This window comes from Pseudonocardia sp. ICBG162 (assembly GCF_020496225.1).
Taxonomy (GTDB): Bacteria; Actinomycetota; Actinomycetes; order Mycobacteriales; family Pseudonocardiaceae; genus Pseudonocardia; species Pseudonocardia alni.
On sequence record NZ_JAHLJD010000031.1, the window covers coordinates 1,524,394 to 1,537,303 of the forward strand.

Genomic DNA, 12,910 nt, shown 5'->3' on the forward strand with positions numbered 1-12,910 from the left:
AGTTCCGCCGAGCGCCGCGGTCGTACCGGGCATGAGCACACCCACCCGCCGTCCCACCACCCTGAACAACATCGGCGTCGTCATGTTCACCGTCGCCGACCAGGACGCCGCCCTGGACTTCTACACCCGCGTGCTCGGGTTCGAGGTCCGCGGCGACACCCGGTTCGGCGAGAACGACGAGTACCGGTGGCTCGAGGTCGCCCCGCCCGGCTCGACCGCGCGGCTGGCGCTCAACCCCCCGATGTTCGACGAGCCCGGCGGCAGCGCGATCGGCGTCGAGACCTCCGACCTGGCCGCCGAGCACGCCCGGCTGACCGAGCTCGGCGTCGCCGACCTGGAGCCGCTGCCCACCGACGACACCCCCGGCGTCCCGCGGCTGTTCATGCTGCGCGACCCGGACGGCAACGTGATCACCGTCGTCGAGGTCTGAGCCGTCAGGGCACCGGGGGGACGTCGGCCCGCACCAGCACCGCGTACGGGCCGACGTCACGCCGCTGCCAGGCCGGGTCGTCGAACAGCTGCGGCGCGAACACCGCCGGGTCGGCGCCCTGGCGGGGGTCGGGGAACCGGTCCTGCGCCAGCGGCAGCCGCAGGGTCCCGTCGGCGGCCCGCTCCAGCACGAACACCGAGGGCGCCCGCACCGGGCCGCGGTCCAGCGCGTCGAGCAGCCGGCCCGGGTCGGCCGCGGCCGCCCAGCGGCGGGCCTCGTCGGTGCGGGCGGGGTAGTCCGCGAGCGGGTTCGCGTACTGCGGCTGCGACGCCTGGAACGCGAAGTACGGCACGTAGCTGAGCAGGGTCGCGTTCGCGCTCGCGACGACGACCTCCCGCGGCGGGCGGCCGGTCAGGCCGTCGATCGTCGTGTGCAGGTCCCCGAGCCAGGCGTTCGCGTCCGCCGGGTCCCGCGTCCCGTCGGGCCGGTAGTCCTGCGCCGTCCCGGTCCACGCGTAGTCCTGCGGCACCGACTGCACCTGCCCGACGACGACCGCCGCGGCCAGCACCGTCACCACGGCCGCGCAGGCCCCGGCGCGCACGCCCCGGTCGCGCAGGACGCCGGCCAGTGGGACGACCGCCCACACCGCCCCGCAGGCCAGCGCCGCGGTGAGGATCGGCTGGATGCGGAACGCGAGCAGCGTGCTCCCGAACGCCAGCGCCGCCGTCGACAGCAGGTACCAGGCGTAGCCGCAGGCCACGGTGACCCCGAGGCCGCGGGCGACCGGGTCCGTGCGGAACCGCGCCACGATCCACACCGTGCCCAGCAGGCACAGCGCCCCGACCGGGGTCGCCTCCAGCATCGGAAGCGGCCAGCGCGACCCCGCCTCGGCGAGGAAGTGCTGGCCCGCGCTGTAGGTGGGCTGCCCGGCCGAGGCCAGCAGGTACGGCAGCCAGTGCACCAGGGTCAGCGGCAGCGCCGCGGCGACGACCACGCCGACGGTCACCGCGAGCGTCGCGGGCCGGGCCGTCCGCGTCACCAGGCCGTCGACGGCCAGCATCGTGAGCACGAACCCGGCGAACACCAGGATCTGGGTGTGGGTGACCGCGGCCAGCCCGAGGACGAGACCGGCGAGCAGGGCCGTCCGGACCCACGAGCCGCCGGTCCGGCGCACCAGCCGCAGCCCGAGCACCGCCAGCGGCGGGACGAGCGCCGCGGTCAGCCACGAGTACGGCGAGTACGCGGCCAGCGTCACGAACCCGGCGAGAGTGGTGGCCACGGCCGCCCCGACCGCCCGCGGGCGGGACGTCACCAGCGCCCACAGCGCGTAGGTCAGGACGGCGGTGACCGCCAGCGTCGCGATCGAGAACGGCTTGTGGAACGCCCAGGCGTCGACACCCAGCAGCGCCGCGGCCCGCCCACCGAGCCAGAACCACGCGGCCGGGTAGTACGGCGGCATGTCCGCGTAGGCGAAGTCCGCCAGCCGCGCCGAGTCCGCGAACCGGGTCAGGAACGCGACCCGGAACTGCTGGTCGCCGCCGACCCCGAACAGGTAGTGCGGGGTGTTCGCCAGGAACAGCGTGAGCGGCAGCGCGGGCAGCGCCGCCAGCCCCACCCACGCCAGCGGCGCGGCGACGAGCGGCGACCGGCTCCACGCGGCGGCGGCCAGCACCGCGGCGACGAGCGCGCCACCGGTCGCGGTGAGCGCCAGCCCGACGTTCGACCCGGCCGGGACCGTGATCCGGTCCGCGAGCAGCAGCCCCGCGGCGACGACCCCGACGGCGACGACCGGGCCGACGACCAGGTCGGCCGCGGCGAGTAGCCGTCGCGTCACGGTCAGGTCTGCTTCTTCACGGCGACGACGAGGAACGCCTTCGAGATCGCCCACAGCGGCGGGAACCGGCGCAGCGCCGCCACCCCCAGCGAGTACAGCCGCGACCCGCCGCCCTCGGCGAGGCTGACGTCGCCGGGCACGGTGAACCGGGCGTCGAGGTCGGGGCGCCGCGCGAGGAGCCGGCGCATCCGCAGGTAGCCGGGCGCGTAGCTGGCGTCGGTGTAGTCGCTGCCGCGCCCCGACCAGCGCAGGTAGCGGGTCGCCAGCGGCAGCGGCAGCCACGCCAGGAACGGCAGCGAGTAGTGCGCCTCGATCGGCCACCACCGGTTCGGCACCAGGATGTAGGCGACGCCGCCAGGCCGCAGGCAGGACGCGATCCGCTCCAGCGCGTCGGGCTGGTCGTCGAGGTGCTCCAGGACGTTGTCGAGCACGGCCACGTCGAAGGCGCCGGCGTCGTCGCCGTGGCCGAAGTCGCCGATGCCCTGGACACGGAACGTGAAGTTGTCCCGGCCGCCCTCGGCGGCCAGCCGGGTCGCCTCGGCGGCCAGCGCACCGTTCGGCTCGATGCCGACGACCTCCCGGCACAGGCCCGCGAGCTCGAGTGCGGTGTAGCCGTAGCCGCAGCCGAGATCGACCACCCGTGCGTCACGGAACGGCACGTCGAGGGCGGGTTCGGTGGTGATCGCGATCTGCTTCGCGAAGCCGGTCGCGAGCCTGCGGCGCTCGACCATCCGCAGGGAGCGTTCGTACTCGGGGAGTTCGGTCACGTGGGCTCCGTCGAGGGCGTCGGGGGGTCACCCACCGTACGGGGACGGGGCCACGGCGCCGGGACCGGGCGGGGCGAACGCCTGGGCATCCGGGGCGGCCGGCGCGCCCGGCGTGCAGGCCGTCAGCCGCCACAGCTCCTGGCCCCCGCCCGTCGCGACGAGCTGGAAGCCGGGCACCGGCGCGATGTCGTGCAGCCCCGGGTACCAGCGGGCGCCGCCGTGGTTCGGCCAGAACGTGATCGGCCCCGTCAGCAGCCAGTCGACGCCCAGGTCGGCGGCCGCGGTGCAGATCGCCGGGTCGGTCCCGACGTCGCGGAACCGGGTCGCCAGCAGCGTCTGCTCCGGGGTCCAGTTGCCGATGAGGTGCGGGAACAGCACCCGGCGGCCGGTCAGCGGGAACAGCAGGGAGTTGCCGGTGAACGGGTCCGCGGCCACGACGTCGTCGGGGCCGACGATCCGGCCGACCTCGTCGAGGAACTCGCGCTGCCCCGGTTCGAGGATCGCGTCCGACGGCCGCTGGTACGGCCCGGCCAGGACGTCGGCGTGCGTCGCCACCGACATCCCGCCGGTCGTGGCGACGACGACCGCGAGCAGCACCGCCGCGAGCGCGGGCGCGACCACCCGCCGACGGGCCAGGGCCGCGGTCGGCGGGATCCGCAGCAGCACGTGGCGCACGACCGACGCGACGGCGCACAGCCCGACCACGGCCAGCACGGCCCCGGTGACGGGCACCATCGCCGCCAGCCGGTAGGAGTCGTTGTACCAGGCACCGGTGAGGGCGGCGGAGGTCTTGCCGTCGTCGGCCGCGGCCAGCACGTACAGCGCGCCGGAGGCGACGTGCGCGGGCACCAGCCACGACGTCGCGACGTGCCGCAGCGCGGCCACCGCGCCGATCACGACCAGCACCGACAGCACGACGAGGTCGGGACGGCCGTTGGAGGAGTTGAACAGCACCTGCAGGATCGCCGTCGGCACGTCGGTGAACGCGGGCCAGTCGAAGCTGCGGACGCCGGCGGTCAGCGGCGAGGCCGTCATGAACCACAGGACGGCGGCGACGATCCCGGCGACGCCGACCGTGGCCAGCACCGGCTGCCAGAACCGGCGGGTGAGCAGCCGTCGCCGGGCCAGCACGCCGATCCCCCACAGCACCGGGAACAGGCCGAGCACCGCGAGGCTGAACAGCGCGTTCGGGTGGGCGAGACCGAGCGCGGGCAGCGTCAGGACCAGGGTGGTCGCCGCGCCGGCCGCGCCGATGACGCTGCGCTCGGCCACCCCGACGACGGCCAGCAGCAACGTCAGGTACCCGGGCAGCAGCGCCACCCCGAGCAGGTTCGGCCACAGCACCCCGAACGACATGAGCGCCCACGGCAGGGCGGTGAACCCGGTGGCCAGCACCGGCGCGACCAGGGCGGCACCGGGCGACGGGCCCATGACCTGGCGGCTCAGCGCCGCCACGGACAGCGGGAACACCACGCCCGCCACGACCCAGGCCGTCAGGTTGGTGGCGACCGGGACCCCGCTGCCGGACAGCATCGCGACCAGCGACACGAGGTCGTGCCAGCCCGCCGGGTACAGCGCCACCGCCGACGACGGGTTCGTCAGAGAGCCCAGCGTCAGCGACGACGCGTCGCCGGACTGCAGGATGTGGGCGACGGCGTTGTAGTGGAAGACGCCGTCGTAGGTCGAGGACAGGGCGTCGACCGGGCCGAACCCCAGCACCACCGTCCACCACGCCAGCCCGGCGGCGACGACGACGCCGGCCGCGGCGGCCACCCCGGCCCGGCGGCCGTCGGTGCCCGCCCGCTGGGCGGAGGTCCGCCACACCTGGGGCATCGCGGTCGTCATCGGTTCGGGGCGCTTCGCGAACCGGCCCTTCGGGGTGCGGAGACGGGCCAGGGAGGCCCGGATCCGCCGGCCCGGGGTCCACGACCGCAGCGCCGTCCGCCAGCCCCGGTGCAGCGCGCTGCCGGCCGGGCGGCGGGCGACGAAGGCCCGGAACAGCCCGCCGAGCAGCGCGAGCACGACCGCGACGCCCAGCGGCACCCACGGTCCCCAGCGCACCCCCACGAGCTGTGCGAGCACGGCCGAGGACGAGACGATCGCGGTCGACACCAGCGGGGACAGGCCCCAGGCGGTGATCCCGCGGACCCCGCACGCCCGCAGCACGAGCAGACCGGGCCCGACCACCCAGAACACCGCGACGAGTGCGGTGGGCAGCGCGGACAGCCAGGTGGGTCCGGCCATCGAGGTCGCGGCTCCTCTCCCGGCGCCGAACCCGGAGCCGTCGACGACCCACCGGACCCGATTCCCCGGCGCTGGCCGGCCTCGGAGACTACCGGCGGTCGTACGGCCCCGCCGGTCCCGTGCCCGACCGGGTGATCAGGACCCGACGACCCGGCCGGCGTCGCAGGCGGTGATGCGCCACAACGCGTTGTCGCCGTCGCGGGCGAGCAGCTCGAACCCGTCGGCGTCGGCGAGGTCGTCGAGACCGGGCCACTGCGCGGCCAGCGGGTCCGGCTGCCAGAACGTCGGCGGGGCGGTGATCACGTACCCGGTCCCGGTCTCGGCGACCGCCGCGCACACCGCCGGGTCGTTCGACGCGTCGCGCAGCCGCTCGGCGATGATCCGCTGGTCCGGCGACCACACCCCGGTGAGGTGCGGGAACAGCACCTGTCGGTCGGTGAGCGGCCACAGCATCGCGGTGCCGGCCCACGGGTTCTGGGCCACCACCGCGTCCGAGGGCAGCAGGTCACCCGCCTCGCGCAGGAACCGGGCCTGCTCCGGGCCGACCAGCACCTCCTCCGGCGTCTGGTAGATCGCGGCGAGCGAGTCGATGTGCGAGCGCTGGTAGAGCCCGCCCGAGGTGACGACGACGGCGATCACCCCGATCGCGACGAGCACCGCGGCCCGGGGCCGGGGCAGCCCGGCGACGGCGGGCGCGGCCCGGGTGAGACGGTCGCGGACCAGGCAGGCGAGGGTGCGGGCCAGCGAGCACAGCGCCACCAGGCCGAGCGCGGCCAGCGGGGCCGCGGTCACCGGGACGAGCGCGGCGATCCGGGGCGAGTCGTTGTACCAGACACCGGTCCACACCGAGGACCACGTGGTGGCGCCGACGACGTAGAGCGTGCAGACCAGCAGGTGCGCCGGGACCAGCCAGGCCGTCCGGGCCCGGCGCAGCGCCCACACCGCGCCGGCCACCGTGAGCACCGCGATCGACCAGGCCGGGGCGTTGTCCTCGGGGTTGTGCAGCACCGCGTTCCACACGGCGTCGGTGACCGAGACCTCCGGCTCCCAGTAGTAGCCGCGGATCCCGTCGAGGGCGGGGGAGACGAACATGAACCAGCCGACGCCGCCGAGCGCGGCGAGCACGACCGGTACCGCGACGACCGCGCGCACGGTGGGCCACACGCCGCCGCGCAGCCCGCGGCGCACCGCGCCCGCGAGGCCCCACAGGATCGGCGGCACCGCGACGACCACGGCGCCGAACAGCGCGTTCGGGTGCGCGAACCCCAGCGCGACGACGGCGGCCCCCGCCGGGAACCAGCGCGCCACCCGTCCCGGGGGGTACGGGCCCGGCCGGGCGGGCGACACCGGGTCCGGGCCGAGACCCGGCCGCGCGGCGAGCGCGACGGTGCCGCTGCCGGGCCGGGCTGCCGCCGCCACGCTGGCCAGCGCGGCCGGCACCAGCGAGACGCCCAGCAGGTTCGGCCACAGCGCGCCGTAGGTGACGAGCGTCCACGGGAACGCGACGAACCCGAGCGCGAGCACCGGCGCGGCCAGCGCGGCACCGGCCGAGCGCCCGACCAGGGTGCGGACCAGGAAGAGCACCGACAGCGGCCACACCAGCAGCGTGGTGACCAGCGCGACCACGTTCGACGCGACGACGATCCCGCCCGGCCCGGTGGCCAGCGGCGCCACCAGCGAGACGACGTCGTGCCAGGCCGCGGGGTAGAAGCCGGGGGAGTTGACCAGGCCGCCGACGGTGAGCGACGACGCGTCGTGCGTCCCGAGGATCCGGGCGACGGCGTTGTAGTGGAAGTTCGCGTCGAAGGTCTGGGACAGCGCGTCGGGCCGGTCCATCCCGCGCAGCACGGCCCGCAGGCCCAGCACCGCGGCGATCGTCAGCCCGCCGAGCGCGGCGAGCCCGGTCCAGCGCCGGTCGGGTCCGCCGCGGAGCAGCGTCCGGACCATCTCCCCGACGGCGGCCCGCACCACGGTGGGCCGCGGCAGCAGCGGGCGGCGCAGCACCAGCCGTCGCACACCCACCACGAGCAGCGCGAACGCGGCCGCCGCGGTGGCCGGTGCGGCCCCGCTCCAGGGCACACCGAGCATGCTCGCGCCGACGGCGGACCCGGCGATCACGCCGACCGACAGCATCGGGGCGGCGCCCCAGACGGCGATCCCGCGCAGGCCGGCGGCGAGGCCGACGACCAGTCCCGGGAGCGTGACCCAGGCAGCGGCCAGCACCACGAGAGGGACGGCGGACAGCCAGCTCACGCCATCTTCTCCTCGGGCCACGACGGTGCCGGATACGTCCGCTTCTCCGACCTGTCTGCGAGGGTACCGAAGCCGCCGGGTGCCCCGGATCACGCCTGCCCTACCCTCGATGGCCGTGAGCGTCGACAGTGCCGACCTGAACGGTTACGACCTGAGCAGCTACGACCTGATCGTCGTCGGGTCCGGGTTCTTCGGACTCACCGTGGCCGAGCGCGTCGCCGACGGCCTCGGGAAGCGCGTCCTGGTCCTGGAGCGCCGGAACCACATCGGCGGCAACGCCTACTCCGAGGCCGAGCCGGAGACCGGGATCGAGATCCACCGGTACGGCGCGCACCTGTTCCACACCTCGAACGAGCGCGTGTGGGCCTACGTCAACCGGTTCACGAGCTTCACGAACTACCAGCACCGCGTGTTCGCCCGGGTCGGCGAGCAGGTCTACGCGTTCCCGATGAACCTCGCGCTCATCAACCAGTTCTTCGGGAAGGCCCACACCCCCGACGAGGCGCGCTCGCTGATCGCCGAGCAGTCCGCGGAGGTCGAGACCGGGCAGGCCGCGAACCTCGAGGAGAAGGCGATCTCGCTGGTCGGGCGCCCGCTCTACGAGGCCTTCGTCAAGGGTTACACCGCCAAGCAGTGGCAGACCGACCCCACCGAGCTGGACGCCTCGATCATCACCCGGCTCCCGGTCCGCTACACCTACGACAACCGCTACTTCAACGACACCCACGAGGGCCTGCCGACCGACGGCTACACCGCGTGGCTGGAGCGGATGGCGGACCACGACGACATCGACGTCGTCCTCGACACCGACTACTTCGCGGTGCGCGAGCAGCTGCCCGCCGACGTGCCGGTCGTCTACACCGGCCCGCTGGACCGCTACTTCGACCACGCCGAGGGCGAGCTGGGCTGGCGCACCCTGGACTTCGAGATGTCGGTCGAGCCGACCGGCGACTTCCAGGGCACCTCGGTGATCAACTACAACGACGCCGAGGTCCCCTTCACCCGGATCCTCGAGTTCCGCCACATGCACCCCGAGCGGGACTACCCGAAGGACCGGACGGTGATCGTGCGGGAGTACTCGCGCTTCGCCGAGTCCGGGGACGAGCCGTACTACCCGATCAACACCCCCGACGACCGGGCGAAGCTGGACCGCTACCGCGAGCTGGCCCGCAAGGAGACCGCGAACCGGGGCGTGCTGTTCGGCGGGCGGCTGGGGACCTACAAGTACCTCGACATGCACATGGCCATCGGGTCGGCGCTGACGATGTACGAGAACCGGCTCGTCCCGCACTTCACCGAGGGGCGCCCGCTGTCGGGCACCGAGGCCGAGGACTGATCACGCCCCGTCCATGATCACCGGTTGTGGAGCGCAGCGTCCGCGAGGCGGGCCGCCCGCTCCACAACCGGTGATCATGGGGCGGAACGCCCCGGCGTCCACCCCAGCTCCGCCGACACCGCGGCCGCGGCGGCCGCCGTCGCCCGGCCCGTCTCGTCGAACCGGCCGTCCAGCCGGGCGGTCGGCCCCGAGACGTTGAGCGCCGCGACGACCCGGCCGCGGAAGTCGCGCACCGCCGACGACACCCCCGACACCCCGGGCTCGAACTCGTCGCGCGACTCGGCCCAGCCGCGTTCGGCGGCCTCGTGGATCGCCCGCCACAGCTGCGGCACCGTCCGCACCGACGAGTCCGGGTAGTCCGGGACGAGGTCCTCGACGGCGCCGAAGCGCACGAACAGTTCGTCGGGCGTCGCGTCGGAGAGCAGCACCCGGCCCGCCGACGTGCACGGCAGCGGCGCGCGCCTGCCCTCCCAGCCGGTCGTGCGGAACGAGTGCCCGGACACCGTCCGCGCGGTCAGCAGCGCGTCGTCGCGGAGCACGCACAGGTGCACGGTCTCCTCGGTCTCGGCGGCCAGCCGGTGCAGCTCCGGCTCGGCGACGGCCGTCAGCCGGCTGTCGGTGCCCCGCGCGGCCAGCGAGAACAGCCGCCACCCGAGCCGGTAGACGAGCGTGTCCTCGTCCCGCTCGACCAGACCGGTGTCGGCGAGGGCCCGCAGCGCGCGCGAGACCTGGCTCTTCTCCCGCCCGGTCAGCCGGGCGACGGCGGTGACGCCCAGCCCGTCGGTGCGCACGGCCTCGTCCGACGCGAGCGCCTCCAGCAGCCCGACGTCGCGGCCGAGATCGTAGCCGTTGCGCACCCCGGCCACGCTAGTCTCGGTTGCCCTGAGCGCAACCATGATCTCGATTCCCGTCCGGACCTGGCCGTGGCCGCGCGGACTTCCTTAGATTCTGCGCTCAACCGGCTCGGGGCGCACCGCCCCCGATCGCGCCCCGAGCCGGAACCAGCTCCCGACACGATCCCGGACCGATGAAGATCACCGACATCACGCTGGACCGGGTGCGGCTCCCGCTGGACCCGCCGCTGCGCGCCGCCTGGGACCCCGACCCCCGCACCGTGTTCGACGCGACGGTCGTCCGCGTCCACACCGACGACGGCGTCGTCGGCATCGGCTCCGGCGACACCATGGACGGCTTCGACGCCTACCGGCACCTGTTCGTCGGCACCGACCCGCTCGCGATCGCCCGGCACGTCCGCGCGATCGAGACCTGCGCGCTGCACGGCGGCCACTACTGGCCGCTGGAGGCCGCGCTGTGGGACCTCGCGGGCAAGGTCGCAGGCCTGCCCGTCGCGACCCTGTTCGGCGGCACCTACGACGCCGTGCCCGCCTATGCGTCGTTCTGCGTGCTGCGCCCGCCCGCCGAGCGCGCCGAGGTGGCGCACCGGGTCGCGGAGGAGGGCTTCCGCGCGGTCAAGATCCGGGTCGACCGGGACCGGGCCGACGAGGGCGTCGCCGCCGTCGCCGCGGTGCGGGAGGCCCTCGGCACGGACTTCGCGATCATGGTGGACCTCAACCAGGCGTGGCGGATGGCCGGCGACGTCGCCCCCGCCACCGACCTCGCCGCGACCCGGCGCCTCGTCCGGCGGCTCGCCGACCTGGACGTGTTCTGGGTCGAGGAGCCCCTGCCCTACGCCGACGCCGACGGCATGCGCACCCTGCGTGCCGACAACCCGGGCCTGCGGATCGCGGCGGGGGAGATGCAGCGCTCGTTCGGCGAGCTGCTGCGCCTGCTCGACGGCGACGCGCTCGACGTCCACCAGCCCGACGTCGTCCTGGCCGCCGGGATGAGCCGGGTCCGCACGCTCGCCGAGCTCGCGCTGCTGCGCCACCGCGCCTTCACCCCGCACAGCTGGACCAACGGCATCGGCGTGCTCGCGAACCTGCACGTCTGTGCCGGCGTCGGCGGCGGACCGTACTTCGAGTTCCCCTACGACCCGCCGGACTGGACCCCGGCGCGTCGCGACTTCCCGCTGGCCGAACCCCTGACCGTCGGCGACGACGGCATGCTGGCGGTCCCGAGCGCCCCCGGCCTCGGGTTCACCCTCGACGAGGAGGCGATCGCACGGTGGCGGGTCCGGTGAACGGGTTCACGGTCGAGGCGACCTGCGCCCTGGAGTTCGGTCCCGGCGCGGTCGCCCGGGTCCCCGCGCTGGTCGACGGCCTCGGCGGGGCGGCGGCGTTCGTCGTCACCGACGCCGGGCTGCGCGCCACCGGCATCGTCGACCGGGTCGTCGGCGACCTCACCGCGGCCGGGCTGTGGACCGAGGTGTTCGACGGCATCGGCCCCAACCCGTCGACGACGGCCGTCGAGCACGGCGCGACGGCGCTGCGCGCGTTCGGCTCCTGCGTCGTCGTCGCGATCGGCGGCGGCTCGGTCCTCGACGCGGCCAAGGGCATCGCGCTGCTCGCCACCCACCACGGCGCCCGCGCGACCGACGACCTGTGGTCCTCACCCGTCGCGGGGCTGCCGCTGATCGCGGTCCCCACCACCGCCGGGACGGGCGCGGAGACCAACGGGTTCGGCGTCGTCGAGGACACCTGCGCCAAGCGCAAGGTCTACCTGGGCCACGCCTCGGTCCGGCCGCGCGTCGCCGTCCTCGACCCCGAGCTCACCGTCGGCCTGCCGCCCGCGGCGACGGCCGCGACCGGCTTCGACGCGCTCGTCCACGGCGTCGAGTCGCTCGCCTCCCGCGGCGCGAACCCGATCTCCGAGGCCGCCGCGGCCCAGGCCGTCGCGCTGGTGGGCCGGTGGCTGCCGGTCGCCGTCGACGACGGCACCGACCTCGAGGCCCGCGCACAGCTGCTGCTCGGCGCGCACCTGGCGGGCCAGGCGCTGACCGTGTCCGGGCTCGGCCTGGTCCACGGCATCGCGCACGCGGTCACCGCGCACACGGGCACCCCGCACGGGGTCGCGCTCGCCTCGGTGAACGAGCAGGTCATGCGCTGGAGCGCCGACGCGGCGGCGGAGGCGTACGCCCGCGCCGGGGCCGCGCTGGGGACCGCCGACGCCGTCGCCGGGATCGCCGCGCTCGTCGAGGGCATCCGCGTCCGGCGCCCGCTGCACGAGCTCGGCGTGGACCGGGAGCTGCTGCCGGTGCTGGCGGCCGCGGCCGTCGTCGACCCGGTGACGGCCAACGCGCCGCGCACTCCCACCGAGGACGACGTGCGGGAGATCCTCGACGCCGCCTGGTAACGGCTCAGAGCCGGGCGGCGACCGCGGCGACGAACGCGTCGAGGTCCGACAGGTCCGCGAGCCGGGCGACGACGATGTCGTCGTCGACGTCCACGTAGTCGTGCACGAGCACGTTGCGGAAGCCGACCGCCCGGGCGACCTGCTGTGCGACGTCGTCGTCGACGAAACCGTGCCGGCCGAGCAGCCGCACCGCGTCGGCGTTCGTCGCGGGTGGGCCCCACCCCTCGGACGAGCACACGTGCTGGGCGACGTCGACGCAGCCCTCGATCGCCGTCACGAACAGGTACTTGACCCCGCTGAGCCACAGCCGGTCGGCCCGCCGGTCGCGGTCCGCGGCCGACTCCGCCCGCAGGACGGCCAGGTCGTCGGTGACCGACCGGAGCAGCCGGGCCACCCGCGCCTCATCGACCATGCCCGCCCCGCACGGCGTCGAGGAACTCCCGGTGCGCGCGGGTGATCCGGGGCAGCTCGTCGGCGTAGATCTTGCGGGTGGTCGCGACCCAGCGCACCCGTGCGGGCGGGTCGTCGTCGAGGAGCAGCTCGCCGTCCATCGCCACCCGGCCGGCGAGCTCCAGGGGCGCGGAGTTCAGGACGAGCAGGTCCACGTCGTCGGGGAGGTCGACCTCGAACGACGCCGGGGCGGAGTCCCGCCACCAGGCCGCCACGTCGAGGTCGGAGGCCGCCCGTGGGCGGCCACCGGCCGCCCGGCTGCCGTGGACGAACGCGAACCGCGCCCCGGCGCCGCGCAGCACCGCTGCGACCTCCGCCCGCCGGGCCGGTTCGTCCATGTCGTC

At 75.2% G+C, this 12,910-nt stretch carries 11 protein-coding genes; 4 read left to right on the forward strand and 7 right to left on the reverse strand.

Translation table 11 applies throughout. The features are described 5' to 3' along the window. Positions 1-31 precede the first annotated feature (31 nt). Entirely contained in the window at positions 32-430 is a 399-nt protein-coding gene (locus KPL60_RS32155) for a VOC family protein (protein WP_226354569.1), read from the forward strand. A gap of 4 nt (positions 431-434) precedes the next feature. Here KPL60_RS32155 and KPL60_RS32160 read toward each other — a convergent pair whose 3' ends face one another. The 4 genes from KPL60_RS32160 to KPL60_RS32175 all read right to left on the reverse strand — a co-directional run bounded on the left by KPL60_RS32160 (position 435) and on the right by KPL60_RS32175 (position 7,528). Then, a complete protein-coding gene (locus KPL60_RS32160) occupies positions 435-2,264 on the reverse strand; it encodes an arabinofuranosyltransferase (RefSeq protein ID WP_226368119.1) in 1,830 nt (609 codons plus the stop codon). A gap of 2 nt (positions 2,265-2,266) precedes the next feature. After that, on the reverse strand, positions 2,267-3,031 hold the full coding sequence (locus KPL60_RS32165; protein WP_226354571.1) for a bifunctional 2-polyprenyl-6-hydroxyphenol methylase/3-demethylubiquinol 3-O-methyltransferase UbiG: 765 nt from the start codon (positions 3,029-3,031) through the stop codon (positions 2,267-2,269). A gap of 27 nt (positions 3,032-3,058) precedes the next feature. Further along, on the reverse strand, positions 3,059-5,275 hold the full coding sequence (locus tag KPL60_RS32170) for a DUF6541 family protein (RefSeq protein WP_226368120.1): 2,217 nt from the start codon (positions 5,273-5,275) through the stop codon (positions 3,059-3,061). Positions 5,276-5,410: 135 nt separating this feature from the next. Further along, a complete protein-coding gene (locus KPL60_RS32175; protein WP_226368121.1) occupies positions 5,411-7,528 on the reverse strand; it encodes a DUF6541 family protein in 2,118 nt (705 codons plus the stop codon). Positions 7,529-7,637: 109 nt separating this feature from the next. Here KPL60_RS32175 and glf point away from each other — a divergent pair, with 109 nt between their 5' ends. Then, the gene (gene glf, locus KPL60_RS32180; RefSeq protein ID WP_226368122.1) at positions 7,638-8,864 is read left to right on the forward strand and encodes a UDP-galactopyranose mutase; all 1,227 of its coding nucleotides are present in this window, start codon (positions 7,638-7,640) and stop codon (positions 8,862-8,864) included. Between the two features lie 74 nt (positions 8,865-8,938). Here glf and KPL60_RS32185 read toward each other — a convergent pair whose 3' ends face one another. After that, positions 8,939-9,721 (reverse strand): IclR family transcriptional regulator, encoded by a 783-nt coding sequence (locus tag KPL60_RS32185; RefSeq protein WP_308016872.1) that lies wholly within the window; start codon positions 9,719-9,721, stop codon positions 8,939-8,941. A 170-nt stretch (positions 9,722-9,891) separates the two neighbouring features. On the opposite strand from KPL60_RS32185, the gene KPL60_RS32190 reads away from it, so the two are divergent. Together KPL60_RS32190 and KPL60_RS32195 are read left to right on the forward strand one after the other, a co-directional pair. Beyond that, positions 9,892-11,004: a mandelate racemase/muconate lactonizing enzyme family protein gene (locus tag KPL60_RS32190; protein WP_226368124.1), complete on the forward strand. Its 1,113-nt coding sequence runs from the start codon at positions 9,892-9,894 to the stop codon at positions 11,002-11,004. Further along, positions 10,989-12,116 carry an iron-containing alcohol dehydrogenase family protein gene (locus KPL60_RS32195; protein WP_226368125.1) on the forward strand — a complete coding sequence of 376 codons (1,128 nt, stop codon included), beginning with the start codon at positions 10,989-10,991 and terminating at the stop codon, positions 12,114-12,116. Before KPL60_RS32190 ends, KPL60_RS32195 begins: the two co-directional genes overlap by 16 nt. Positions 12,117-12,120: 4 nt before the next feature. On the opposite strand, the gene KPL60_RS32200 is transcribed toward KPL60_RS32195, so the two are convergent. Then, on the reverse strand, positions 12,121-12,528 hold the full coding sequence (locus KPL60_RS32200) for a DUF86 domain-containing protein (RefSeq protein ID WP_226368126.1): 408 nt from the start codon (positions 12,526-12,528) through the stop codon (positions 12,121-12,123). Next, positions 12,518-12,904, reverse strand: coding sequence for a nucleotidyltransferase domain-containing protein (locus tag KPL60_RS32205; RefSeq protein ID WP_226354579.1), 387 nt, complete (start codon positions 12,902-12,904; stop codon positions 12,518-12,520). Before KPL60_RS32205 ends, KPL60_RS32200 begins: the two co-directional genes overlap by 11 nt. Between the last annotated feature and the right edge of the window lie 6 nt (positions 12,905-12,910).